This window comes from Micromonospora luteifusca (assembly GCF_016907275.1).
In the GTDB taxonomy this organism is placed as follows: Bacteria; Actinomycetota; Actinomycetes; order Mycobacteriales; family Micromonosporaceae; genus Micromonospora; species Micromonospora luteifusca.
The window spans coordinates 3,971,900-3,996,584 of sequence record NZ_JAFBBP010000001.1; the positions used below are offsets into that span (position 1 = coordinate 3,971,900).

Annotated in this window: 20 protein-coding genes; 12 read left to right on the plus strand and 8 right to left on the minus strand. The window is 72.2% G+C overall.

From position 1 onward, the window contains the following. The first annotated feature begins 48 nt into the window (after positions 1-48). The 6 genes from JOD64_RS18105 (at position 49) to JOD64_RS18130 (ending at position 7,313) form a co-directional block, all read left to right on the plus strand. Entirely contained in the window at positions 49-1,596 is a 1,548-nt protein-coding gene (locus tag JOD64_RS18105; RefSeq protein WP_307813959.1) for an ABC transporter ATP-binding protein, read from the plus strand. Then, on the plus strand, positions 1,593-2,999 hold the full coding sequence (locus JOD64_RS18110) for an ABC transporter permease (RefSeq protein WP_204943296.1): 1,407 nt from the start codon (positions 1,593-1,595) through the stop codon (positions 2,997-2,999). Before JOD64_RS18105 ends, JOD64_RS18110 begins: the two co-directional genes overlap by 4 nt. Before the next feature lie 3 nt (positions 3,000-3,002). Next, positions 3,003-4,283: an ABC transporter permease gene (locus JOD64_RS18115; protein WP_204943297.1), complete on the plus strand. Its 1,281-nt coding sequence runs from the start codon at positions 3,003-3,005 to the stop codon at positions 4,281-4,283. A 104-nt stretch (positions 4,284-4,387) separates the two neighbouring features. Next, positions 4,388-5,092: a cytidine deaminase gene (locus JOD64_RS18120; protein ID WP_204943298.1), complete on the plus strand. Its 705-nt coding sequence runs from the start codon at positions 4,388-4,390 to the stop codon at positions 5,090-5,092. 146 nt (positions 5,093-5,238) lie between these two features. After that, complete coding sequence (locus tag JOD64_RS18125) at positions 5,239-6,522, plus strand: thymidine phosphorylase (protein ID WP_204943299.1); 1,284 nt, start codon at positions 5,239-5,241, stop codon at positions 6,520-6,522. Between the two features lie 110 nt (positions 6,523-6,632). After that, positions 6,633-7,313 (plus strand): DUF4272 domain-containing protein, encoded by a 681-nt coding sequence (locus JOD64_RS18130; protein WP_204943300.1) that lies wholly within the window; start codon positions 6,633-6,635, stop codon positions 7,311-7,313. Positions 7,314-7,315: 2 nt separating this feature from the next. Here the strand turns inward: JOD64_RS18130 and JOD64_RS18135 are convergent, their stop codons facing one another. After that, complete coding sequence (locus JOD64_RS18135; RefSeq protein ID WP_204943301.1) at positions 7,316-8,182, minus strand: putative RNA methyltransferase; 867 nt, start codon at positions 8,180-8,182, stop codon at positions 7,316-7,318. 149 nt (positions 8,183-8,331) lie between these two features. Between JOD64_RS18135 and JOD64_RS18140 the strand changes: the two genes are divergently transcribed. After that, a complete protein-coding gene (locus JOD64_RS18140; protein ID WP_204943302.1) occupies positions 8,332-9,405 on the plus strand; it encodes an adenosine deaminase in 1,074 nt (357 codons plus the stop codon). 3 nt (positions 9,406-9,408) lie between these two features. On the opposite strand, the gene JOD64_RS33080 is transcribed toward JOD64_RS18140, so the two are convergent. Next, positions 9,409-9,702, minus strand: a complete 294-nt coding sequence (locus tag JOD64_RS33080) for a hypothetical protein (RefSeq protein ID WP_229686991.1) — start codon at positions 9,700-9,702, stop codon at positions 9,409-9,411. A 502-nt stretch (positions 9,703-10,204) separates the two neighbouring features. Here JOD64_RS33080 and JOD64_RS18150 point away from each other — a divergent pair. From JOD64_RS18150 to JOD64_RS18165, 4 genes are all read left to right on the plus strand, one after another. Further along, positions 10,205-13,762, plus strand: coding sequence for a sensor histidine kinase (locus JOD64_RS18150; RefSeq protein ID WP_204943304.1), 3,558 nt, complete (start codon positions 10,205-10,207; stop codon positions 13,760-13,762). Further along, on the plus strand, positions 13,759-14,163 hold the full coding sequence (locus JOD64_RS18155) for a roadblock/LC7 domain-containing protein (protein ID WP_030329023.1): 405 nt from the start codon (positions 13,759-13,761) through the stop codon (positions 14,161-14,163). Before JOD64_RS18150 ends, JOD64_RS18155 begins: the two co-directional genes overlap by 4 nt. A 98-nt stretch (positions 14,164-14,261) precedes the next feature. Continuing rightward, positions 14,262-14,639, plus strand: a complete 378-nt coding sequence (locus JOD64_RS18160; protein WP_030329021.1) for a DUF742 domain-containing protein — start codon at positions 14,262-14,264, stop codon at positions 14,637-14,639. A gap of 1 nt (position 14,640) precedes the next feature. Beyond that, positions 14,641-15,234: a GTP-binding protein gene (locus tag JOD64_RS18165; protein WP_007455465.1), complete on the plus strand. Its 594-nt coding sequence runs from the start codon at positions 14,641-14,643 to the stop codon at positions 15,232-15,234. A gap of 255 nt (positions 15,235-15,489) precedes the next feature. Here JOD64_RS18165 and JOD64_RS18170 read toward each other — a convergent pair whose 3' ends face one another. Together JOD64_RS18170 and JOD64_RS18175 are read right to left on the minus strand one after the other, a co-directional pair. Next, positions 15,490-17,946 carry a transposase gene (locus JOD64_RS18170; RefSeq protein ID WP_204946126.1) on the minus strand — a complete coding sequence of 819 codons (2,457 nt, stop codon included), beginning with the start codon at positions 17,944-17,946 and terminating at the stop codon, positions 15,490-15,492. 39 nt (positions 17,947-17,985) lie between these two features. Further along, on the minus strand, positions 17,986-18,924 hold the full coding sequence (locus tag JOD64_RS18175; protein WP_204943305.1) for a SatS C-terminal domain-containing protein: 939 nt from the start codon (positions 18,922-18,924) through the stop codon (positions 17,986-17,988). A gap of 160 nt (positions 18,925-19,084) precedes the next feature. Between JOD64_RS18175 and JOD64_RS18180 the strand changes: the two genes are divergently transcribed. Beyond that, positions 19,085-19,426 carry a PadR family transcriptional regulator gene (locus JOD64_RS18180; protein ID WP_204943306.1) on the plus strand — a complete coding sequence of 114 codons (342 nt, stop codon included), beginning with the start codon at positions 19,085-19,087 and terminating at the stop codon, positions 19,424-19,426. A gap of 24 nt (positions 19,427-19,450) precedes the next feature. On the opposite strand, the gene JOD64_RS18185 is transcribed toward JOD64_RS18180, so the two are convergent. The 4 genes from JOD64_RS18185 to JOD64_RS18200 all read right to left on the minus strand — a co-directional run bounded on the left by JOD64_RS18185 (position 19,451) and on the right by JOD64_RS18200 (position 24,676). Beyond that, complete coding sequence (locus JOD64_RS18185) at positions 19,451-20,125, minus strand: permease prefix domain 1-containing protein (protein ID WP_204943307.1); 675 nt, start codon at positions 20,123-20,125, stop codon at positions 19,451-19,453. Positions 20,126-20,193: 68 nt separating this feature from the next. Further along, the gene (gene cydC / locus JOD64_RS18190; RefSeq protein WP_204943308.1) at positions 20,194-21,999 is read right to left on the minus strand and encodes a thiol reductant ABC exporter subunit CydC; all 1,806 of its coding nucleotides are present in this window, start codon (positions 21,997-21,999) and stop codon (positions 20,194-20,196) included. Further along, positions 21,996-23,672, minus strand: coding sequence for a thiol reductant ABC exporter subunit CydD (gene cydD / locus JOD64_RS18195; RefSeq protein ID WP_204943309.1), 1,677 nt, complete (start codon positions 23,670-23,672; stop codon positions 21,996-21,998). The genes cydC and cydD overlap by 4 nt, the downstream gene beginning before the upstream one ends. Beyond that, complete coding sequence (locus JOD64_RS18200) at positions 23,669-24,676, minus strand: cytochrome d ubiquinol oxidase subunit II (protein WP_204943310.1); 1,008 nt, start codon at positions 24,674-24,676, stop codon at positions 23,669-23,671. Before JOD64_RS18200 ends, cydD begins: the two co-directional genes overlap by 4 nt. Between the last annotated feature and the right edge of the window lie 9 nt (positions 24,677-24,685).

The window sequence follows — 24,685 nt, forward strand, 5'->3', positions numbered from 1 at the left end:
CTGCGCGGCATCACCAAGCGTTTCGGTGATCTGGTCGCCAACGACCACATCGACCTGACGGTGGAGCCTGGAGAGATTCACGCCCTGCTCGGCGAGAACGGCGCGGGCAAGTCGACCCTGATGAACGTGCTCTACGGGCTCTACCAGCCCGACGAGGGCGAGATCCTGGTCGACGGCAAGCCGTTGAAGCTGAAGGGCCCGTCCGACGCGATCGGCGCCGGGATCGGCATGGTGCACCAGCACTTCATGCTGGTGCCGGTCTTCACCGTCGCCGAGAACATCATGCTCGGCGCCGAGCAGGTCAAGGGCGGCATCGCCGGCTTCCTGGACCGGCGCCGCGCCCGGCGCGAGGTCACCGAGGTGTCCGAGCGCTACAACCTGCGGGTGGACCCCGACGCGGTGATCGAGGACCTGCCGGTCGGCATCCAGCAGCGCGTCGAGATCGTCAAGGCGCTCACCCGCGACGTCGACCTGCTCATCCTGGACGAGCCGACCGCCGTGCTCACCCCGCAGGAGACCGAAGAGCTGCTGACGGTCATGCGGTCGCTCAAGGCGGCCGGCAAGTCGATCGTCTTCATCACCCACAAACTTGGCGAGGTCAAGGCCATCGCCGACCGGATCACGGTGATCCGACGCGGAAAGACCGTCGGCACCGCCTCGCCGGAGGCCAGCCGGGACGAGTTGGCCGCACTGATGGTCGGGCGCAACGTCCGGCTCACGGTGGACAAGTCCCCGGCCACGCCGGGCGACCCGGTGCTGGAGGTGGCCGGGCTCGTCGTCGACGACGACCGGCAGATCCGCGCGGTCGACGGGCTCGACCTGACCGTACGCGCCGGTGAGGTGCTCGGCGTGGCGGGCGTGCAGGGCAACGGTCAGACCGAGCTGATCGAGGCGATCATGGGTCTGCGCCCGGTGCTCGCCGGCACGGTCAACCTGGTCGGTGATCGGATCGACGGCTGGACGACCAAGAAGGTGCTCCGCGCGGGCGTCGGCTACGTGCCCGAGGACCGCAGCGTGGACGGCCTGGTCAAGGAGTTCAGCGTCGCGGAGAACCTGGTGCTGGACATCTACGACCGCCCACCGTTCGGCGCCGGGCTCGCGCTCAAGCCGGACGCGATCGCGACCTCGGCGAAGGAGCGGATCGAGCAGTTCGACGTCCGCACCTCATCGGCCGACGCGGCGGTGGGCACCCTCTCCGGCGGCAACCAGCAGAAGGTGATCGTGGCCCGGGAGTTGTCCCGGCCACTGAAGCTCTTCATCGCCGCCCAGCCGACCCGCGGTGTCGACGTCGGGTCGATCGAGTTCATCCACAGCCAGATCATCCACGAACGGGACATCGGCACCGCCGTCATGGTGGTCTCCAGCGAACTCGACGAGGTGATCGGGTTGGCCGACCGGATCGCGGTGATGTACCGCGGTCGGATCATCGGCATCGTCGGCCCGGACACCCCGCGGGAGGAGATCGGCCTGCTGATGGCCGGCATCAGCCCGGACACGGCCCACGAGCGCAGCACGGACGCCGTGCCGGCGGATGGCACGGCCACCGACGGGAGCCCGGCGAGCGACGCGGGCTCCGCGAACGAGGACGAGGCATGACCAAGGATCCCACCCCGCAGTCCGGTTCTCCGGACAAGGAGCCCGCGAGCGAGGCGCAGGCCGCGCAGAACGCGCTCGGCAACACCGAACGGGCCGAGTTGGCAACCGAGCCGAACGCTCCGGGGCCAAAGCCGGGGCCAAAGCCGGGGCCAAAGCCGGGGCCAGAGCCGGAGCAGGAGCCGCGGCCCAGCCTGGGCCGGTTGTTCATCGACAACCTCTGGGCGGCCAACACCTTCACGGTGACTCTGCTGTCGCTGGTGCTGGCGATCGTGGTCGGCGCGGTGCTGATGATCATTTCTGATCCGGCCGTGCTCTCCACCTACTCGTACATCACCTCCCGCCCGTCCGACGCGATCAACTCCAGCTGGACGTTGGTCAGCGAGGCGTACGCGAACCTGTTCAAGGGCTCGGTCTTCGACCCGGAGGCGTTCGCCGGCTGGTTGGACGGCACCAACAGCTGGCAGGCGGTGCTCGCGCCGATCTCCGAGACGCTCACCTACGCCGCGCCGCTGGTCTTCACCGGCCTGTCGGTGGCGCTGGCCTTCCGTGGCGGCCTGTTCAACATCGGCGCCCAGGGCCAGGCCACCATCGGCGTGATCATGGCGGCGCTGGCCGGTTTCCTGCTGCCCCTGCCGCCCGGACTGCACCTGCTGGTGGCGGTGCTGGCCGGTGCCCTGGGCGGGGCGATCTGGGGTTTCATCCCCGGCATCCTCAAGGCTCGTGCCGGCGCGCACGAGGTGATCAACACGATCATGCTCAACTACGTCGCCACGTACTTCCTCACCTGGCTGATCGTGCAGAACGGCGTGCAGGACCCGAACCGCACCGACGCGATCAGCAAGGCGGTGGGCAGCTCCGCCCAACTGCCCCGCCTGCTCGGTGACAACCTGCGGGTGCACGCCGGCATCCTGCTCGCCGTGCTGGCGACCTGGGCGGTCGCCTGGCTGCTGAACCGCTCGACGCTCGGCTTCGAGCTGCGGGCGGTCGGTGCCAACCCGGACGCCGCCCGCACCGCCGGCATCAGCGTCACCCGGACGTACATCCTGATCATGGTCTTCGCCGGCATCCTGGCGGGCCTCGGCGGCTCGAACATGGTGCTCGGCTCGACCGCCAGCGCGTTGACCCCGTTGGTGGTCGCGCAGATCGGCTTCGACGGCATCCTGGTGGCGTTGCTGGGGCGGGTGAAGCCCTGGGGGGTGCTGCTGGCGGCGCTGCTGTTCGGGGCGCTGCAGGCCGGTGGCAACCGGATGCAGTCGTACTCCGGGATCTCGCTGGAGCTGGTGACCGTGCTCCAGGCGCTGATCGTCATCTTCATCGCCGCGCCGGCCCTGGTGAAGGCGATCTTCCAGCTCCGGGCCGCACGCGCCGCCCGGTTGCAGACGAGCCTGGCGAAGGGCTGGTAGCTGATGTCCACCATGGCTGTCCCCGACATCGCGGTCGCCCCGGTCCGCAAGGGCTTCTGGACCAGGAGCCGCAAGGTTGGCCTCACACTGCTGGGGCTCGGCCTGTTGGCCGCGGTGCTCTTCGGCGCGCTCGCCACCGAACAGCAGGCCCGGTTCACGCTCAGCGACGACGCCGCCGGCGCCGCCCTGGAGATCAACGGCACGATCGGGGCGATCCTGTTCGGGATCATCACGATCGCCGCCGGTGCGGCGCTGCTCGCCGGGGTGCCGAAACGGTGGTTCCTTCCCGTGCTCGGCGTCGGGCTCGTCGGCTTCGTGCTGTCGTTCCTCTGCTGGCAGGTTTCCGCCGCGCCGGCCGGGCAGAACTTCATGCCGCTCGTCAACATCATCCGGGGGACGTTCATCCTGGCCCTGCCGCTGATCTTCGGCGCGCTCGCCGGCGTGCTCTGCGAACGATCCGGTGTGGTCAACGTCGCCATCGAGGGCCAGTTGCTGATGGGCGCCTTCAGCGGCGCGCTCTTCGGCAGCATCTCCGGCAACGTCTGGGTCGGTCTGGTCGCCGCCGCCGTCGGCGGCGCGTTCATCTCGCTGCTGCTGGCCATCTTCGCGATCCGCTACCTGGTCGACCAGGTCGTCATAGGCATCGTGCTGAACCTGCTGGCGGTCGGCGTCACCGGCTTCCTCTACGAGCGGCTGATGCAGACCGACGCGGCGAAATACAACAGTGCGCCACGTTTCAGCAACTGGGAGATCCCGCTGCTGAGGGACATTCCGGTGCTCGGGCCGGCGCTGTTCCGCGGCAACATCTTCCTCTACGTCGGGCTGCTGCTGGTGCTGGTGATCCACATCGGGTTGTTCCGCACCCGATGGGGACTGCGTACCCGCTCGGTCGGCGAGCACCCGATCGCCGCCGACACGCTCGGCGTCAAGGTGCTGCGAGTGCGCTACCGCAACGTGCTGCTGGCCGGCGTGGTCGCCGGAATCGGTGGCGCGTCCTACACGCTGGCGCTCTACTCGTTCACCAAGAACATGATCGGCGGCAAGGGCTTCATCGCGCTGGCCGCGCTGATCTTCGGTCGATGGAACCCGACCGGTGCGCTGCTCGCCGCGCTCTTCTTCGGTTTCGCCGACCAGCTCGCCACCTACCTGGGCGCGATCAGCAGCTCGATCCCCAGCCAGTTCCTGGCCATGCTGCCCTACCTGGCGACGATCCTGGCGGTCGCCGGGCTGGTCGGCCGGGTTCGGGCGCCGGCCGCCGACGGCAAGCCGTACATCAAGGGCTGACCTTTCGGGGCATGCCCGCCGGGCAGGGGTCCGCTTCCGCCTGATCACCGCACACAGCTACCCCTGCCCGCTTCTGACCTGGGCTACTTCGGCAGAATGATGTGATGACCGACATCGACTGGGCGCGGTTACGCGCCGCCGCCACCGACGCGATGCGGCACGCGTACGCGCCGTACTCGACGTTCCCGGTCGGCGCGGCCGCGCTGGTCGACGACGGCCGCGTAGTGGTTGGCTGCAACGTGGAGAACGCCGCGTACGGGGTGACGCTCTGCGCCGAGTGCGGGGTGGTCTCCAGCCTGCACGCCACCGGCGGCGGACGGATCGTCGCGCTCTCCTGCGTCGACGCCACCGGCGAACCGCTGATGCCGTGCGGCCGCTGCCGGCAGCTGCTCTGGGAGCACGGCGGCCCGGAGTGCCTCATCGAGAGCAAGAGCCGTCCGCTGCGGATGGCCGAGCTGCTGCCACACGCCTTCGGCGTGGAGGACCTGGAGGCCGTCACCGGGGAGACACCGGTGCCGGTGGTCCCCGAGCGGTTGGCCGCCTGGCGGGGGCGCGGCACCGTCTTCGTGCACCCGGACATGTCCGCTGGCCAGCAGGTCTGGACGGCGTACTGGGAGCGGTCCGCCGGAGACGACGCCGACGCCGAGACCGGGGTGCTGGAGGAGGCGCCGAGCTGGGACGACCCGGCCGAGGCGATCACCTGGGGCCTGGCGCGGACACCACGGGTGGTCGTGGTGGACGCCACCGGCACCATCTTCTGGGCTGGCGAGGGTGAGCCGCCGATGGAGATTCCGGTTCGCTGGTCTTGACCGTGGTTGCGCTTTGGGGATTGGGCCGACCGTGCCCGGCTCCGGGCGGTCAGGCTTGATCCCTCCGCCGGGCACGGTCGGCCCAATCCCTCGGTGCTCGCTGTCCGTGCGTCGGGGATCCGCCATTCGACTAGGAAGATCTTCTGATGAGTTCGGCTTTTGCTGCTGTTGACGTTATTCGGGTCAAGCGGGATGGCGGGGTGCTGTCGGACGCGCAGATCGACTGGGTGGTCGACGCGTACACCCGGGGAGTTGTCGCCGACGAGCAGATGTCCGCACTGGCGATGGCGATCCTGCTCAACGGCATGACCGGGCCGGAGATCGCCCGGTGGACCGCCGCGATGATCGCCAGCGGTGAGCGGCTGGACCTCTCGGCGGTACGGCGGCCGACGGTCGACAAGCACTCCACCGGAGGCGTCGGCGACAAGATCACTCTGCCGCTCACCCCGCTGGTGGCGGCGTGTGGCGCTGCCGTGCCGCAGCTGAGCGGCCGCGGTCTCGGGCACACCGGCGGCACGCTGGACAAGTTGGAGTCCATCCCGGGCTGGCGGGCCACGGTGAGCAACGCCGAGTTCATCGCCCAGTTGGACGAGGTCGGTGCGGTGATCTGCGCGGCGGGCGCCGGGCTCGCCCCCGCCGACCGCAAGCTGTACGCGCTGCGTGACGTGACCGGCACCGTGGAGGCGATCCCGTTGATCGCCAGCTCGATCATGAGCAAGAAGATCGCCGAAGGCACCGGCGCGTTGGTCCTCGACGTCAAGGTCGGCTCGGGGGCCTTCATGAAGTCCGTCGACCAGGCCCGCGAACTGGCCCGAACCATGGTCGAGTTGGGTGGTGCGCACGGTGTGCGGACGGTTGCCCTGCTCACCGACATGTCCACTCCGCTCGGCCTGGCGATCGGCAACGCGGTCGAGGTCACCGAGTCGGTGGAGGTGCTGGCCGGTGGTGGGCCGGCCGACGTGGTGGAGCTGACGCTGGCCCTGGCCCGGGAGATGCTCGACGCCGCCGGCCTGCCGGACGCCGATCCGGCTGCCGCGCTGCGCGACGGTCGGGCGATGGACTCCTGGCGGGCGATGATCCGGGCGCAGGGCGGCGACCCGGACGCGCCGATGCCAGCGGCCGCCGAGGTCGAGGTGGTCCGCGCCGAGCAGGACGGACACGTCGCGGCCGTCGACGCGTACGCCATGGGGGTTGCGGCGTGGCGGCTCGGCGCGGGTCGGGCCCGCAAGGAGGACCCGGTCAGCGTGCCGGCCGGTGTGGTGTTGCACAAGCGGCCGGGTGACGCGGTGCGGGCCGGTGACCCTCTCTACGAGCTGCGCGCCGAGGACGCGACGCGGATTCCGGCGGCGCTGGCCGAGGCCGCGAACGCGGTGCGGATCACGTCGACCGCGCCAGTGTCGACGCCGCTGGTCATCGAGCGCATCGGCTGATCGCACGCGGGCCGGGGCGGCGTGGTGCCGGTCACCTGGGAGCGCTATTGTCGCAGGCCAAGGGGGGATAACCGGCCTTGCGCCGGCGCGAGCAGACAGGAAGATCCGCCGTGACCGTTGCTGCCCCCGACCCACGTGAGGTGCGCGAGGCGAGCCTGGACGAGCTGTCCCGGCTGGGCCTACCGTTGCCGCCGGCCCAGTTTCCCCTGGTCTGGGAGCCGGGCGACGAGATCGACCTGCGCCCCACGGCGGAGATCGAGGCGCGGATCGCCGTGCTGCATCTGATCCTGGCCCGCTGCTTCGGGATGCCCCCGCAGGCGGCGATGAGCTGGCTGCTCGGTTCGCACCTGGTCGACATGGTCACCCCGCCGGAGTGGCAGTTCGTGATGGGCGGCAAGGGCGATCACCGCTCGTTCGTGCTGCACCACGACGCGCTCTTCGCGCTGGCGTGGGTGCTCGGGTTGAGCAAGCAGCTCGACCCCACCCTGGCCGTCGACGAGCGGCTGGTCGAGCGGCTGCCGCACATCGCGGAGGGGGAGACGTTCCCCCGGTGGCGTTCCCGGATCCTCACGGCGCCGCAGCACCCGGCCGACGCGGCTGCCCTGCTCGACCTGCACTACTGCCTGGATTGGGCGTATCTGGAGACCGAGCGCAGCGGCCGTCGGGCGCCGGGCCTGATCGACGCGAACGCGATCGGGCAGCGGCGGTGGGCGCTGGAGTGGGCGGTGATCCTGCGTGGGCCGTACCACGACGAGCCGCCCGGCTGGGAAGAGGTCGACCTCTCCACCTGAGCTCAACGAGGTCGGTACGCGTCCACCCGAACCGCCACGGTCACCCGGACCGGTTCGGGCAGCGCGGCCAGCCGGGCGGTGAGCGCGTCCGGCTCGGTGTGCCACGCGTTCGGGCCCATCGCGACCAGGGTGGCGACCTCTGGCCGGGTCAGGGCCAGCTCCGCCCGGTGCACCGCCGAGCTGGCCGGTGTGAAGTGCCCGCCCAGGCTGCCGGTCACCCGGTCGGCCTTGTCCGGGTCCACCCGCAGCAGGTCGAGGGCGTCCACCAGTTCGGTGAGGTGGTCGGTGTCGGGCGTGACCACCAGCAGCGAGCCGGCCGGGTCGAGCACCCGGTGGAACTCCGGGCCGTTGCGTGGGGCGAAGACGTTCAGCAGCACGGCGGTCGAGGCGTCCGCGAGCGGTAGCCGCTGCCAGGTGTCGGCGAGCGCCGCGGCGGCCCGGGGGTGCGCGCGGGCCGCGCGGCGCAGCGCCGGCTTGGACACGTCCAGGGCCAGGCCCACGGCCTCCGGCAGCGCCGCCAGCACCGCGCCGAGGTACCGCCCGGTGCCGGCGCCAGCATCCACCACCAGGGGGTACGCCCCGAAGCCCTCCGTCGTGTCGAGCTGGGCGACGGCCTCCGTCGCGGCGCTGGCGAGGGCGTTCGAGATGAGGTCGTAGTGCCCGGCGGCCTGGAAGTCCGCCCGTGCGACGACCATCTCGGTCGTGTCTCCGACGTGCGGGGTACGACCGGCGAGCAGGTTGACGTAGCCCTGGCGGGCGATGTCGAAGCTGTGCCGGCGCGGGCAGCGCAACGCCCTCACGTCGGTGGCCTGCTCCAGTGGTTCGCCGCAGACCGGGCAGCGCAGCCGGTCGACGATGCGCGCGTCCACGTCAGGTCGCCGCCGTGCGGTGTCGCGGGCGGTCCGTCACCGTCGTGCTTCCATGCCGCTCAGCCTAGTTCGGGCCGATTCGGGTCAGCGTCGAGACCTGCGGTGCCCTCCCGCACCCCTGCACGTACGGCGCTGACTAGGGTCTGAGCATGGTCGCGACTATCCGGTACGAGGACATCGTCAAGGTTCCGAAGGCGTTGCTGCACGACCACCTCGACGGCGGGCTGCGGCCGGCGACGATCGTCGAACTGGCCGCCGAGGTGGGCCACGAGCTGCCCACCACCGATCCTGAGGCGCTCGGACGCTGGTTCGTGGACGCGGCCGACTCCGGCTCGCTGGAGCGTTACCTGGAGACGTTCGCGCACACCGTCGCGGTCATGCAGACCCCGACGGCGCTGCGTCGGGTGGCCCGCGAGTGTGCACTGGACCTGGCCGCCGACGGGGTGGTCTACGCCGAGGTGCGCTTCGCCCCGGAGCAGCACCTGGAGCAGGACCTGAGCCTGGACGAGGTGGTCGAGGCGGTGCTGGCCGGGTTCGCCGAAGGCACTGCCCAGGCTGTCGAGGCGGGCCTGACCATCCGGGTGGGCACACTGCTCACCGCGATGCGCCACGCCGCCCGCTCCCAGGAGATCGCCGAGCTGGCCGTGCGGCACCGCGACGCCGGCGTGGTCGGTTTCGACATCGCCGGTGCCGAGGCGGGCTTCCCGCCCACCCGGCACCTGGACGCCTTCGAGTACCTGCAGCGGGAGAACTTCCACTTCACCATCCACGCCGGCGAGGCGTTCGGTCTGCCGTCGATCTGGCAGGCGATCCAGTGGTGCGGAGCGGACCGGCTCGGTCACGGGGTGCGGATCGTCGACGACATCGCCCCCGACGGTGCGCTCGGCCGGCTGGCCGCGTACGTCCGGGACAAGCGGATCCCGCTGGAGCTGTGCCCCTCGTCGAACGTGCAGACCGGTGCGGTGGCCTCGATCGCGGACCACCCCATCGGCCTCCTGCGGGACCTGCGGTTCCGGGCCACCGTCAACACCGACAACCGGCTGATGAGCGGCACCTCGATGTCGCGGGAGATGTCGCTGTTGGTGGAGACGTTCGGCTACGGCTGGAAGGAGCTGCAGTGGTTCACGATCAACGCGATGAAGAGCGCCTTCATCCCGTTCGACGAGCGGCTGCGGATCATCGATGAGGTGATCAAGCCGGCGTACGCCAAGCTGCTGGCCTGAGGGTCAGCCGTGCGGGTGGCCGGCGAGCAGCCCGGCCACCCGGTGCAGCACCTCCCGGGCACGGGCCGCCTCCGCGCCCAACCCGGTCTGCCGGCGCAGCACCGCGGGCTCGGCCCGGAGCAGTGCGACGCCGCGCCGGACGAGCACCCGGGGCGCCTTGCGCTGTTCGGAAAGGTCGCGGGCCAGCCGGCGCAGGAAGGTCGCCCCGCGCGGCCGACGCAGCGCGTACGCCCCGGCCAGCAGTCCCCGGCGGCGGCACTCCTCGACGATCTCGGCGGCGAAGATCCCTTCAGCCACGAAAAGTGGCGATCCGGCGACATCAAATGGCCGGGTGGCCACCCTTCGATCGGCGCCGATTGCATAAACCGGCACATCAGCCCGACCCTCGCGAGCCAGTCGGGCAATGATTTCGACGGCGGAGGGGGCGTCCCAAGACAGTGGTGATTCCCAATCTACCTGGCCGTTTCGTCGCGGCAACGTAGGGTCATCGCCGTTCTTGTAGAAGTCGTCCAGGCAGAGCACCGGTAAGCCGGTTTGCTGTGCAATGTACGACTTTCCGGACCCAGAAGGGCCGGCGAGTAGGACCACGCGGTGCGGATGTTCCATTACCTTCAGTTACTCCGGCCAGACGGACTGCTATCAAATCGCATCAACATCTCATCACACCTTGGGCAGGTGACAACCTGGGCTTTCTTCTTGTCGACCGGCGTGATGGAATCTCGGGGGTCCGACCCGCCGGGTCGGTCGCTGGGCGTTGCCCGGGGCAACGCGTTGAAGCTGTAATCGCGAGGGCGGTGACGTGAGCAAACGGCCAAAGACGGCGGGCTCCTTCCTGTCGCGGCTGCGCCGGCCGGCCAGCCGGCTCCGGGACATGCCGATCTGGTCCAAGCTCGGTCTCATCATGATCGTGCCGACCATCGCCACGGTCGTGGTGGGCACCAGTGGTCTTGTCGACCATGTGGAGACGCTCAACAATGCCAACCGAGCCGGCGACCTGGCCAGGCTGTCGAGCTATTCGGGCAACCTGGTCGACACACTGCAGGACGAGCGGACCGCCGCCGTGCTGCTGCTGGGGGCGGACGGGACGCAGCCGACGGCGCAGTACCAGGAGGCCTTCAACCGGGTGAACTCCCGGGTGGACCAGGAGACGCGCCCCTATCGGCAGCAGCGCGCCGAAATCGAGGACCTGCCGGGCAGCCTCGAGTCTCTGCTCGACGGCATCGACCAGAACCTGCAGGACCTGTCGGGCATCCGCAGTCAGGTGTTCAGCGGCAAGCTCGCGCTCACCGAGACCGTCCAGGCGTACGAGGGTCTGATCAGTGACCTGCTCGCCATCCGCGACTCGGCTACGCAGCTCGCCGGCGACAACGACCTGAGCGACCGGATGCGCGCCGCCGCGGCGGTCGCCCGGGAGAAGGAGTTCCTCTCCGCACGCCGGGTCGTGGTGCACCGCGCGCTGGGCGTCAAGGGTGGGCAACGCCTGACTCCGGCACTGCGCACCGACTACATCGCCAGCGGCACCGGCCAGCAGCAGGCGCTGCAGAGCTTCAAGGCCGTCGCCACCCCGGACGACGCGAAGTTCCACGACCAGACGGTCGCGGGCGGCGACCGTCGGGAGGCACAGAACTACACCGGCTGGATCGACGGCAACACCACTGGCGACATGCGCGGTGCGCCGTTCAAGCCGGACCAGTGGGAGGCCGCCATGACGGCCAACGCCACGCTGATCCGCATGGTCGAGCGGAGGCTCGACGGTGAAGTGGTCGCCGGGGCCGACAACCTCCGCTCGGACGTCCAGCGCCAGGTGTTCCTGGAGACCGGCCTGCTGCTCAGCATGCTGCTGCTGGCCATCCTCTTCGCGTACCTGGTCGCCCGCTCCATGGCCCGCTCGCTGCGTGAGCTGCGGCAGGGTGCACTGTCCGTCGCCCAGTACGGCCTGCCCCAGGCAGTGGCCCGGCTGCGCGACCCGCAGGTCGTCGGGCAGCTCTCCCCGGTGCAGCTGGCCAACCAGATCGCCGAGCCGCTGCCGGTCCGCAGCAAGGACGAGTTCGGCCAGGTGACCGAGGCGTTCAACGCCGTCCACCTGGAAGCCGTCCGCACCGCCGCCGAGCAGGCCGCGCTGCGCGCCTCCGTCGCGACCATGTTCGTCAACCTGGCCCGCCGTTCGCAGATCCTGGTCGACCGCCTCATCGGGCACCTCGACCGGCTGGAGCGCGGCGAAGAGGACCCGGACCGGCTGGCCGAGCTGTTCCAGCTCGACCACCTCGCCACCCGGATGCGCCGCAACGACGAGAACCTGCTGGTGCTCGCCGGTGCCGACTCCACCCGTGTGCAGCGTGAGCCGGCCGCGCTCATCGACGTGCTGCGCGCCGCGCAGTCCGAGGTCGAGCACTACACCCGGATCGAGTTCGGCGTCATCGACCGCGACATCGAGGTTGCCGCTCACGCGGTCAACGACCTGGTGCACCTCGTCGCCGAGCTGTTCGACAACGCCACCGCGTTCTCGCCGCCCGACTCGCAGGTGATGGTCGAGGCCCGCCGGGTCGGCGACCGCTCCTCGCTCTACGTCGAGGACCGCGGTATCGGTATCAGCGCCGAGCAGTTGCACGACCTCAACGAGCGGCTCGCGACGCCGCCGCAGGTGGACGTGGCCGTGTCCCGGATGATGGGCCTCGTCGTGGTCGCCCGGCTGGCGTCTCGGCACGGTGTCCGGGTCGAGCTGCGCCCCGGCTCCGACCGGGGCACGGTCGCCGACGTGACCCTGCCCACCTCGGTGCTGGTGCCCCGGGCGCTCTCCGGCCGGGTGCAGCAGCCCCCGGCCCTGCCCTCGGCCAGCGGCCCTCAGCACGGTGGGCCCGCGCCGGCCTTCGGCGCGCTGCCCGCGCTGGGCAACGGCCCTCGCCCGAGCGAGTCCGGCAACCAGGTCACCCTCGGCGGTCGCCCGTTCGACCCCGCATCGCGCAACGGTGCCGGCACCCCCGCCAACGCCGGTGCGTACCGCTCGATGCCGGCGTGGTCGGATCTGACCGGCGCGGCCGGGACGACCGGCGTCAACGGCGGCGACGGGTTCACCCCGCGGCCGGCCAACGGCCAGCCGATCGACCCGCTGCCGCAGCGCCGTGCCGGGGACGACAGCCCGACCACCGGCCAGCAGCCGTCCATTCCTCGGCAGTTGCCGAGCAGCCCCGAGGCACCTCCGTACTCGGTGCCGCCGGTCTCCGCGCAGCCGTATTCCGGCGCGCCGGTCTCCGCGTCGCCGGCCTCGGGCCAGCCGTACTCCGGGCAGCCCTACTCGGGTGCGCCGTACGCCGGTCCGCCGGTGTCCGCCGCCCCGGCCTCCGGGCAGCCGTACGGCGGTCCGCCGGTGTCGGCGTCGCCGGCGTCCGGTCAGCCGTACTCGGTGCCGCCCGCCTCCAGCCCGTCGTTCAGCGGATTCGCGCCCCGGTCCGCTCCGCCGTCGCAGGCGCCCAGCGTCCCCGCACCGCCGGCCTGGCCGCCGGTGCCGGGTGGCGACCGGGACGCGGCGACCCCGCCGGTGCCGGAACGGCTCGCCGCCGCTCTGGACATGACGACGGAGCTGCCCCGTGTGCCGCGACCCGGCGAGCAGCCGGCAGCCGCAACCCGACCCGCTGCCCCGGCTCCGGCTCCGGCTCCGCAGAGTCGGCCGGCGCCGCAGCAACCGCAGGCGCAGAACCGTCAGCGGTACGCGGACGAGACGATGGAGCTGCCGATCTTCCGGGAGCTGGAGTCGGCCTGGTTCCGTACCCGCCGCCCCGGCTCGGAGGAGCCCGCGGCTGGCGGCCAGCCGGCAACGAACGGCGACTCCGCGACCCAGCAGTTCGCCACGGTCGAGGCCACCGGTCGGACAGTCCACAAGACACCACCCGGGACGACAGGTAACACACCGATGGCAGACACTCCGACGGCCGGAGGAGCGCCGCGGGACAACGGCTCCACAGCGCGCGAGGGCGCCCGCCCCAGCGTCGCCGAGAGCCTGCCGAACCGCCGGCCCCAACCGCAGACCAACGGCTGGCAGACCGCAGCTGACGATGGCTGGCGCGCCGCTTCGGCGGCGGCTGGCGCGGCACCGGTGAGCGAAACCACCACTACCGGCCTGCCGAAGCGCAAGCCGATGGCGCAGCTCGTGCCGGGTGCGGTGGAAAAGCCCACCACCTCGGTCCAGCGCCGTTCCCCGGAGGCGGTCCGTGGCCTGCTCTCCGCCTACCACCGGGGCGTGCAGCGAGGGCGTAGCACCTCGGACAACCCGACCAGCCCGGAGGCGACTCCGGGAGGGCAATCCTCGCAGTCTGGCTCAGGCCCGGTGGCCGGGAGCGGGCAGAAGGAGCAAGAAGGATGACAACTACGCAGGATCTTGGTTGGCTGCTGGCCAACTTCGCCGACCGGGTGCCCGGCGTCGCACATGCGGTCGCCGTCTCGGCGGACGGCCTACTCCTCGCGTCGTCACGGGATCTGCCGCGCGACCGGGCCGATCAGCTCGCCGCGATCTCCTCGGGTCTGGTGAGCCTGACCCAGGGGGCAGCCCGCTGCTTCGAGGGAGGCGCGGTGTTGCAGACCGTCGTGGAGATGGACAATGGCTTCCTGTTCCTGATGTCCATCTCGGACGGCTCGTCCTTCGCCGTGTTGGCGGCCCGCAGCTCCGACGTGGGCCAGGTCGGCTACGAGATGGCGCTGCTGGTCGACCGGGTGGGCGACGCGCTGACCCCGCAGCCGCGTGCGGCTGCGGGCATGCTGGGCTGACGCCTCGCCGATCGTGAGGTCGGCACGACTGCAACAACGACAACGACGAGTTTCACCGGTGGGAGCCGGAAGCGGGTACGAAGGAGGTGAGCGGCGAGATGGCCGATCGTGACGAACCGACCGGAGCGTTGGTCCGTCCATACGCCGTGACCCGTGGTCGTACCCGTCCCCGGCTCGACATCGCGCTGGAGGCGCTCGTCGAGACGACGGTGCGCGGCCGGGCCGCTGCCAATGGCAACGGCGGCCAGGGCCGCGAACACCAGTACATCGCCGCGCTGTGTGACGGACGCGTGCAATCGCTCGCAGAGATCGCGGCGCGGATGCAGCTCCCGCTCGGTGTGGCCCGGGTGCTCATCGCCGACATGGCGACGGACGGCCTGGTCGCAGTCCACGAGCCGACCATTTTGGACGACTCCGACGACGCGGTGGGCACTGAACTGCTGGAGAGGGTGCTGAGTGGACTTCGCAGGCTCTGACATGTCGCACCGCCCGCCTAACCCGAGTGGGCGCGTGACGTCGGCGAAGATCGTTATCGCCGGTGGGTTCGGCGTCGGTAAGACGACGCTGGTCGGCTCGGTCTCGGAGATCACGCCGCTGACCACCGAGGCCATCATGACCTCCGCCGGCGTGGGCGTCGACGACACCCGGCAGGTGCCGGGCAAGACGACGACCACGGTGGCCATGGACTTCGGCCGGATCTCGATCGACCGTGACCTGATCCTGTACCTGTTCGGTACGCCGGGTCAGACCCGATTCTGGTTCATGTGGGACGAACTGGTTCGGGGTGCCATCGGTGCGGTCGTGCTGGTGGACACGCGTCGGCTGGCCGACTGCTTCGCGGCGATCGATTTCTTCGAGCACCGACGCCTGCCGTACCTGGTGGCGATCAACTGCTTCGACGGGATGCAGTACCACGACCCGCAGGACGTTCGGGACGCCTTGGCGATCTCGAGCGACGTGCCGGTGGTGGCCTGCGACGCCCGTAACCGGGAGTCGACGAAGCACGTGCTGATCTCGCTGGTCGAGTACGTGCTCACCATGCGCCGTACGCGCGCCGTCGCCCCGGCCTGATCGGGACGCCGCACGCCCGGTGGTGGCTTCGGCCGCCACCGGGCGTTGCGCCCTGTCCGCCGCGCCGCGTGTGCCGGCGGTCGCTCTTCGCCGCCTTCTTGAGAGCTGGAAGTTGTCCGCCCCACTCGCGGCTGCGTTTCTTCCGGGTCTTCGAGAGGCGGCTTTTCCGTGTCAGGGAGCCGTCCTGCTGATGCGAACAGCGCCCCCGGTCAACTGGACCGGGGGCGCTGTTCGGGTAGGGCAGAGGGGCAACCGTCAGGACTGGTAACCGGCGGAGCGGTACTCGTACTCCCGGTCGTCGTCGCGGTCCCCGTGGTCGCGGCTGAAGTCCCAGCCGCCGGCTGCCTCGCGGCCGGGACGACCACCCACCGCGAAACCGCCGATCTCCTGTCCCCGACGCCAGCCGCGGAAGTAGCCGGTGGTGTTCTCCGCGAGGCTTGCCGCATCGCGCACTATCCGCAATGGGCGCTCCTCGCGCAGCGGCGAACCAGGGACCAGATTGGCCTGTGGCACTCGCTTCGGCAGCCCGGCGTTGGTCTCGGCGCCCACCGCGGGGCGAGCCGCCTGCTCAGCGGCCTGCCAGCCGGTGTCGGCCGTGGTCGACCAGTCCAGGTCGGACTCCTCGGCCTGCCCGACGAACCAGGCCGACTTGGCCTGCGCGAAGATCAGCAGGTCGCCGTCGCCCTCGTCGGCGATCGGTGGCGGCCGGTGCTCGACCGGCGGCGGCCGGTGCTCCATTGCGGGCGGCCGGTGCTCCATTGTGGGCGGCCGGTGCTCCACCGGGGGCGGCGGGCGGTGCTCGGCGGCGCGGTCGGTGCGAGCGGCCGCCCGGCCGTTGCGAGCGGCCTGCTCCCGGTCGACCAACCGCAGCGGCGGCGTCTCCAGGTGCGGGTCCGCGGGCGGGTTGAGCCCCTCCCGCAGCGCCCGGTCAGCCAGTGGTGGCGGCTCCACCAGCCGCAGCATGGGTGGTTCCTGCGGCAGGTCGTCCGCCAACCAGGGCGGGGTGACCCGACCGTCGGCCCGACCAGGATCGGTCGGGGCGTCGATGCCGCGGCTGCCACCGTACGAGTAGGCCACCGGGTTGTTCGGCGAGCTGTCGGCCGGGTCCTCCGGGTTGTTGACCAGGGGCCAGTTGGCCCGGGATCCGGGCGGTGCGGACTCCTGACCAGGCCGGGCGGTCGGCACCGGAATGCTGAGATCGGTGGCGCTGAACCCGCCCGTGGGCGGCTCGTCGACGGGGCGTTGCTGGTGGCTCTGCCGGGGCTCGCCGTTGGTCTTGGGGCGGGGCGGGATGACCGTACGCTGCCGTTCTGCCCGCGCGTGGTTGATCGCGGCGGTGGTCAGCGTCGGCCGGAACGGCTCACCGGCCTCTGCCGGAGGCACCGTGCCGCGCTGCGCGGGCGCGATCGGGGTGATCCCCGGCGGCGGGGGCGGCGGCGAGGAGACCGGTCGGTTGGTCGGACCGTCGATCCGGCTGGCGATCGACTCGGTGCGCCCGGGCAGCGTGGACGCCGGCGGACCAGCCATCGCCGCCGGGGCCATCGGGGCGGGTGCGACCGGCGGCGGGGTGACCGGAGCCGGGGCGACGGGTGGTGGCCCGAGTGGGCGAGGCGACGCCAGCGGTGCGTTACCAGGGACCGGCTCGGGGCGGCTGCGCCGTCCGAGGACGGGTGCGGGGTCGGCGGCGGCCGGGGTGGGCCGGACCGACCGCAGACCGGCAGCGGTGCCGGCCAGACCGGTCAACTCGCCGACCGATTCGCCCCGGCGGGCAGCGGCACGGCGGCCAGGCGCCTGAGCCGGCGTGCTGACCCGTGAGCTGAGAGCGCTGACCAGCGCCTCACAGCCCGCGTCACAGGCTCGTACGGAGGCGACGGCCTGGCGGACCGTCTCGGCCACCGCGGAGGTGAGCGCACGGTTGACCGCGGCGCGGCGCGGCGTCTCGGAGATGGCGACCCGCAGGGCGGTGACCGCCTCGTTGATTTCGTCGGCGTCGGCGACCCCGTCGGCAGCGAGGTGTGCGGCGATGGCATCCGCTGCCACCGACACCTCGCGGCCCCGGGCGACGGTGCCCCCGAGCATGCCCGGCTCGGGCAGCGCGTCCAGCACTGCCAGAGAGACCGGCTCAGCCGGATCCGGGTACGCACGCAGGGCCGCCGGGTAGAGCTCACGCAGAACCTCGCGTAGCGCCACGGCGGCGGAGTGCCGGCCGCTGGCCAGGGCGGCGTGGGCGGCGAGCACCTGCTTGTAGCCGGCGAGGTCCCGGGGTGCCGGCAGGGTGACCGCGGAGAGCGCGCCCGCCTGCAACGCACGGGCCAGGCCGACGGCCCGTCGTTCGGCCGGAGGCGACTGCATCTCCTCCAGTGAGTCGTCATCGGCGAACCGCTCGGCGAAGTCGTCCACCGAGTCGTCGTCGGCGATAGCCAAAGGCCGACCTGCCGCGCTCAACAGCGAGGTGACCGTGTGGTCGTCGCTGTCGGCCGCGATGGCCGCACCGCTCGGCCCGCCCGACCGCTCCACGAGCAGCGCGACGAGCTGGGCGTAGCCAGCGGCGTCATCGCTGATCTCGCAGACATGCAGCAGGCGGCCTGCGTCGTCGACCACAGCGGACGTCAGCGTCGAGCCGGCGGAGGCCGGTCGGTCAGCTGGATCCGCCGAGGCCAGACCGCAGTAAACGCGCACGAGCGCCACGGCGTCGTCCTCCTCCCGGGACAGGTGTTTCCTCTGCCAGCAACTGATGCTCCCCGGTACGGGTCAGTCGCGCCAGTCCACCACCGCAGAGATCTTGCCGACAATGGTGCGCCAACCCAAACTTGCGGTCTGTGCCCCGATCTTCTTCAGCCGTCGGCGACCCATGAAAGCGCCGATCCCACCGTTGGCGGTGGCACGCAGACCCTCGTCCAGATCATCGAGGCTGGAACCGGCGGAGAGCATGTCCAGCACCGCAGGCAGCCGCAATGCGTACGAGATGTCCCGTGCGATCTCGCCGGCCTCGATCAGCAGGGTCGAATCCCAGGTGTCGTGCCCGCCGCGGAGGTTCTCCACGACCAGGTCCAGCTCGTAGGTGTCCTCGTCGAGCGGCGCGATATCTGCCGGCTCCACCCGTTCGGACAATTCATTCCAGCTGTCCAGTTGGGACAGATCGTTTGGCGCACCGGACCGGATGAAACTGACCAACGACTCGGGGGTCTTGAAGAGCAGCAGCTTGCCCCGGTGGCTGAGGAAGATCGGCACTTCCTCGTCGTCCGCCTCGTCCGCGACGTCCTCGTCCGCCTCGTCGTTCGCGTCTGCGTCGGCATCGGCGGTGCGGCGGCGCGTCGACTCGTCCTCGTCGCTGTCGGCGAACTCCTCGGCCAGCTCCTCGTCGAGGATGACGACGGTCTCGTCGTCCGCCTCCTCCTCGATGACCTGGCGGCGGGCGAGGAACGGGTCGTCCTGGTCGCGCTCGGTCACGTCGGTCGGCGTCAGTGAGCTGGCGGGCCGGTACGCCCGCAGGGTGAAGCCGGTGCCGGCGGGCAGGGCGATCTCCACCGGATCGATGTGCAGCTCGTCCCAGAGCGAACGGTCGACCGAGGCCGACGCCTGATCTGGCTCGGCCGCGCCGGTGGTGTCGTCGAGCTCGGGCTCGTCGGCGTCGGGCCGTTGGGGCGACTGGCGGGCCACGCTGACCTCCGTGTGCTTCGGGTTGCCCACCCGCCGGGGTCTCTGACCGGCGAGTGACTCTGGGCACATACCCTAGTCGGCGGCCCTGGGTGACCGATGCCCGCACCCCGGTGGCCGGCTGGCGCGCGGGTCCGACCTGCTGGTGGCCGTCGGTGGCGAAGCGGGCGATCGACAAGTAGCGTAGCTACGCATGAAGGCCCAGGAGTTGCACGGCCATCTCGACGCTCTGCTGCTCGCCGTACTCGAACAGGGCGCGCTGCACGGCTACGCCATCATCGAGTCGTTGCGCGCGCGCAGCGAGGGCAGCCTGGATCTGCCCACCGGCACCATCTATCCGGCGTTACGTCGCCTGGAACGTGCCGGGTACGTAGCGAGTACCTGGAGCACGGTCAACGGCCGGGAGCGGCGGACGTACGAGCTCACCGACTCCGGCCGGCGGGCGCTGGCCGGGGAGCGCGCCGGCTGGCACGAGTTTCGGCTGACCGTGGGTCGGTTCCTCGATCCCGGCAGTCCACCCACCACCCCGGCCTGACCCGCCGACGACGAGCGGCGCTGGTCAGCGGGCGGTGGCCAGCAGCCAGCCGCGTGTTGCGCGCGTCAGCGAGAAGTAGGCGCCGCCCACCAGCACCGCACCGATGATCATTGGCGGCCAGTGCAGCGCCGCGTCCCAGAGACTGAACGACCAGGCGAAGAGGGCGCAGCCGGCGACCATGCCGAGCGCCAGCATGCCGGTCAGGCCGGTGCCCACCACGCGTTGCGCCACGGCCAGACCCGGCCGGGTCGAACGGGCGCTCGCCGTGACCACCAGCAGGCCGGCCACCGCGAGCAGCAGCGAACCCGCCCAGATCCAGTCGACCGAGTTGGAGAGCAGCAGGTAGCCGGTCGGGGGGCGTGGGCCGTCGCTCCAGCTCGCCCCCCGCCAGGTCAGGTCGCCGGCAGCCATCCCCACGCCGGCGATCGCCAGCATCCGCAGCGAGAGCCCACGCAGGGCGCCGACCGCCAGTTCGGCCTGCCAGGAGCGGAGTAGCTGCGCCGGCGACCCGAACTCGACCACCGCCCGGCGCTGCGCCTCCGTGGGCGGCACACCGCTCTCGCGGTACGCCTCGACGGCGTCCAACAGCCCGTGCCGGGCCTCGATCAGCAGGTCGGACTTGAGTCGCGCCGGCCCCTGCAACCGGGAGCCCAACACCCGGAGGTGCTCGTCGACCAACACATCCTCACAGCGCGGCATGGCACCACCCTGCCACGGACCGCAAGACCCCGGCGTCGGGGAGGACCCTGGTCCGCCCCGGAGGCCGGTCAGGGGGCGAGAGCCAGGTAACCGCGTTCGGCCGCCGCCTGCAGCAGCCACTGGTCCCGGTACCAGCCGTCGGCGGCGACCAGTTCGGCGTGCCGACCGCGCTGGATCACCCGGCCGCCGTCGAGGACGACGATCTCGTCCAGCCCTTCCAACCCGCTGAGCCGGTGGCTGATCAACAGCACCGAGTGGTCGGCTGGGGTGGCGGCGAGGGCGGACGCGAGCACCGCGTCCGCGGCGGTCGGGTCCAGCCCTTCGGTGGGCTCGTCGAGCACCAGCACCGGTGGTGCGGCGAGCAGGGCCCGGGCGAGCGCCAGCCGCTGCCGCTGGCCGCCCGAGAGTTGCCCGCCCTCCTCGCCGACCAGCGTGTCCCAGCCCGCCGGCTGGGCGTGTACCCACTCCAACAGGCCGGCGGCGGCGGTGGCGGCGGTCAGCTCGTCCTCGCCAGCTCCGGCCCGCCCGAGCAGCAGGTTCTCCCGCACCGTGGCGTGGAAGACGTACGCCTCGGCCAGCAGGCCGCCGACCGCGCGGGGCAGCGCCTCCTCGGGGTACGCCGACAGGTCCTGACCGTCCAGGGTGACCCGGCCGGAGACGGGTTGGACGGTGCCGGTCAGCACGGCGGCCAGCGTGCTCTTGCCGGCGCCGCTCGGGCCGACCACCGCGATCCTCCGCCCGGCTGGCAGGTCCAGGCTGACGTCGTCCAGGGCGGGTGCCGCGCCGGCCCGGTACCGAACGGTCACGTCGACGAAGCGCAGGTCGTGCGGGCCGACCAGGTCCGTCACGCCGTCCGTGGGCCGCGGAGTCGGGGTGTCGTCGTCGAGCAGGGCGGCCACCCGGGCCAGGCCGGGCCGCAGTTGTGTCCACTGTCGGGCCGCCGCGACCAGCGCCAGTGTCACCTCGACCGCCGCCAGGGCGCCGACGGCCAGGACGCCCACCAGCACCCCCGGCACGTCGGCGGCCAGCGCGGCCAGCACCACGGCCGCGGCGGTCAACCCGGCGGTCAACACGCCGGCCGCGTCCACCGCGAACCCGGTGGCGGCCAGCCGACGCTCCAGTTGGGCCAGCCGGCGGGCGCGTTGCTCGGCGGAGCGCAGCGCGACGTCGGTGGCCCCGAACGCCGCCAGGTCGGCAGCGCCGTGGGTGAGGTCGATCGCGTCGGTGGCCAGCGCGCCGCGCAGCGGTGCCACCTCGGCCGCGCTGCGGCGGGTGACCTTGGTGGCCAGTGCGGGCAGCGCCACACCGGCGACCAGTAGCCCGACGGCGAGCGCTCCGGCGGCCGGCGGGGAGATCAGCACGGCCACGCCGACCGCCAGCACACCGACCAGGGCCGCCGCCGAGCCCGGGACCAGCACCCGCAGCAGCAGGTCCTGGACCGCCTCGACGTCGGAGACCAGCCGGCTCAGCACGTCCCCCGAGCGGTGCACGGCGCTGCGGCGGGCCGCGAGGGTGGCGAAGACCCGGGCCCGGATGTCAGTGATCATGCGAAGCACCGCGTCGTGCCCGGCGAGCCGCTCGGAGTAGCGCAACACGCCCCGGCTGATGGCCAGCGCCCGGACCGCGACGATGGCCACGGTGAGCCGGTCCAGCGGAGGCTGACCGGCGGCGCTCATCAACAGCCAGGTGGCGGTGGCCATCAGGGCCAGCCCGGCGAACTCGGTAGCGGCCGCGAGCAGCCCGGCACCGACCAGTCGGCCCAGGTACGGTCGGGCGAGCCGCAGCACGACCCGCTCGGCGGTGGCCCGCCCGGCCGGTGCGACGTCGTCGGCCGGCCCCGCGTCGACCGGGCTCGGCCCGTTTGCCGTGGTCATCGGGGCGCCTTTCCGGTCGGCTCGGGCGTCAGCTCGGTGACCCGACCGTCCTCGACGCGCAGGATCCGGTCGGCGTCGGTGAGCAGCGCCGGTCGGTGCGCGACCAGCAGCGCGGTCCGCCCGGCGACCAGACGGCGGGTGGCGTCGAGCACCACCGCTTCGGCTGCGGTGTCCAGTCGGGCGGTCGGTTCGTCGAGCAGCACCACCGGTGCGGCCCGCAGAAATGCCCGGGCCAGCGCCACCCGCTGCCGCTGCCCGCTGGACAGCCCGTGCCCGCGTTCGCCGAGCAGGGTGTCCAGGCCGTCCGGCAGGCCGGCCACCACGTCGTCCAGGGCGGCATCGTGCACTGCGGCGGCCAGCGCGTCGGCCGGGGTGTCTGGTGCCCCGAGCCGGATGTTGTCGGCCAGCGAGGCGGCGAAGAGGTGGGCCCGCTGCGGCACCCAGGCGAGCTGCCGGCGCCAGGCGTCCGGGTCGGCGGTGGCGAGGTCGACGCCGTCCACGGTGATCCGCCCGCTGGTCGGCGTCACGAAGCCGAGCAGCAGGCCGAGCAGGGTGCTCTTGCCGGCGCCGCTGGGCCCGATGATGGCGATCCGTTCGCCGGGTCGGATGGTCAGGGTCACGTCGCGCAGCGCGGTGGTCCGCTCGTACGCCACGGTCACCCCCTCGAACCGGATCTCGCGCCGCGCGTTCGGGGTGGTGGCGCCCTCGGCGGCCCGGGGTGCCGCGGGCGTGGCCGAGATGGTCAGCGCCTCGTCCAACGCGGCGAGCCCCTCCATGCTGGCGTGGAAGCGGCTGCCAGCGGCCCGCAGCGGCAGGTACGCCTCCGGGGTGAGCAGCAGCACCAGCAGCGCGGTCTGCAGGGCCAGCCCACCGCCGAGCAACCGGATACCGACCGGCACCGCGACCAGCGCCACCGAGAGGGTGGCGACCAGCTCCAGCACCAGCGCGGAGAGGAACGCGATCCGCAGCGTCTTCATGGTGGCGACCCGGTGCCCGTCGGCCATCCGGCGCACCACGTCGGTCTGCGCCCGGGCTCGCCCGAATGCGCGCAGCGTGGGCAGCCCGGCGACCATGTCCAGGAAGTGGCCGCCGAGCAGTGCGAGCCGGCGCCACTGCCGATCGGTGGCGGCCTGCGCCTGCCAGCCGAGCAGTGCGCCGAAGACCGGGATCAGCGGCAGGGTCAGCGCGATGATCAGCGCCGAGCTCCAGTCGGCGAAGACGACCCGGGCCAGCACTGCCAGCGGCACCGTCACACTGAGCACCAGCTGCGGGAGGTAGCCGGTGAAGTACGCGTCCAGCGCATCCAACCCGCGCCCGGCCAGGGTGGCGAGCTGGCCGGCTCGCTGCCCGGCCACCCAGCCGGGCCCGTGTCGGCCCACCGCGCCGAGCAGGTCGGCCCGCAGCGTGGCCTTGACCGTCGCGGCGACCCGCGCCGAGACGGTGCCCTGTGCCCAGACCAGGGCGGAGCGGGCGGCGACGGCGACCACGAAGCCGGCCAGCGCCGGTCGGTCCAACCGGCCGTCGACGGCGGTGGCCAGCACCGCCGCGAGTGCGGTGGCCTGCGCCACGATCAGCCCGGCGGCGAGCACGCCCAGCAGCGCGAGCACGGCAAGATCGCGCCGGGCCGCGGGGACCCGGCGCAGCAGACGCGGGTCGAACGGACGGCGGTTCACCAGTACACCGGTGCCCTACCGTCGGTCCGTCCTCGGAAAACCCACCAGCACATCGCCTGGAAGCCTAGTAGGGCCGGAAGCAGCGGCAGCGCCACCCAGCCGAGCAGCCGCAGAGTCGGTGCGCTGGCGGCCGCGTCGGCCACCGTCAGCGAGGCGCCCGGGTCGGTCGTGGACACCAGCACGTAGGGCCAGAGGGCCGCGCCGACCAGCCCCACCGGCAGCGCCAGGGCCGCGCCGGTGGCGATCAGAGCCCACCCCGGCCGTCGCCGCGCCAACGCCGCGCGGGCCGCCAGCAGCGCCGCCACGAGCAGCACCGGCAGGAGTACGGCCACCGCCGGCCGCTGGACCGCGTCGCGTACCCGGGTGGAGAGCAGGCCCGCGACGGTGGCCAGGGCGACCGCGGTGAGCGCCACCGGCACCAGCCGGCGGGCCGTCCGGCCGACCACGTCGGCGTCGGCGCTCGGCAGTCGCAGGGTGAGGAAGGTCGCACCGTGCACCGCGACCAGGGCGACCATGGCCAACCCGACGGCTGCCGCGAAGGGCGTGACCAGATGCGACACCCCGGCGACGTGCCCGTCGGTCTGCCGGGGCATGCCCTGCAACAGTGCGGCGAGCAGCACACCCCAGCCCAGCGCGGCGAGGGCGCTGCCGATCACCACGACGCGGTCCCAGCGGGCGCGGACCCGCTCGTCGGCGGGCCGGCTGCGCAGTTGCACCCCGGCGGTGACCAGCACGACGCCGACCAGGGCACCGGCGACGGCCGGATAGCAGCCGGCGAGCAACTCGCCCTCCAGCACCGGGAACGCGCCGAAGAGGATGCCAACGGTGGCCACCAGCCAGACCTCGTTGCCGAGGAAGAACGGGCCGAGCGCGGTGAGCGCGGCCCGCCGCCTGGCCGGGCCACCGCCGCGCGCGAGCAGCAGCCCGACGCCGTAGTCGTAGCCGGCGAGCACCAGGTAGCTCGCGAAGAAGAGGCCGAGCAGGGCGTACCAGGCGAGATCCACGGGCTTCTC

Bases quoted from the DNA above. Each gene is read 5' to 3' on its own strand.
- JOD64_RS18110 (WP_204943296.1), top strand. From the start codon at position 1,593: ATGACCAAGGATCCCACCCCGCAGTCCGGTTCTCCGGACAAGGAGCCC.
- JOD64_RS18115 (WP_204943297.1), top strand. From the start codon at position 3,003: ATGTCCACCATGGCTGTCCCCGACATCGCGGTCGCCCCGGTCCGCAAG.
- JOD64_RS18120 (WP_204943298.1), top strand. From the start codon at position 4,388: ATGACCGACATCGACTGGGCGCGGTTACGCGCCGCCGCCACCGACGCG.
- JOD64_RS18125 (WP_204943299.1), top strand. From the start codon at position 5,239: ATGAGTTCGGCTTTTGCTGCTGTTGACGTTATTCGGGTCAAGCGGGAT.
- JOD64_RS18140 (WP_204943302.1), top strand. From the start codon at position 8,332: ATGGTCGCGACTATCCGGTACGAGGACATCGTCAAGGTTCCGAAGGCG.
- JOD64_RS18155 (WP_030329023.1), top strand. From the start codon at position 13,759: ATGACAACTACGCAGGATCTTGGTTGGCTGCTGGCCAACTTCGCCGAC.
- JOD64_RS18160 (WP_030329021.1), top strand. From the start codon at position 14,262: ATGGCCGATCGTGACGAACCGACCGGAGCGTTGGTCCGTCCATACGCC.
- JOD64_RS18165 (WP_007455465.1), top strand. From the start codon at position 14,641: ATGTCGCACCGCCCGCCTAACCCGAGTGGGCGCGTGACGTCGGCGAAG.
- JOD64_RS18180 (WP_204943306.1), top strand. From the start codon at position 19,085: ATGAAGGCCCAGGAGTTGCACGGCCATCTCGACGCTCTGCTGCTCGCC.
- JOD64_RS18185 (WP_204943307.1), bottom strand. From the start codon at position 20,125: ATGCCGCGCTGTGAGGATGTGTTGGTCGACGAGCACCTCCGGGTGTTG.
- cydC (WP_204943308.1), bottom strand. From the start codon at position 21,999: ATGACCACGGCAAACGGGCCGAGCCCGGTCGACGCGGGGCCGGCCGAC.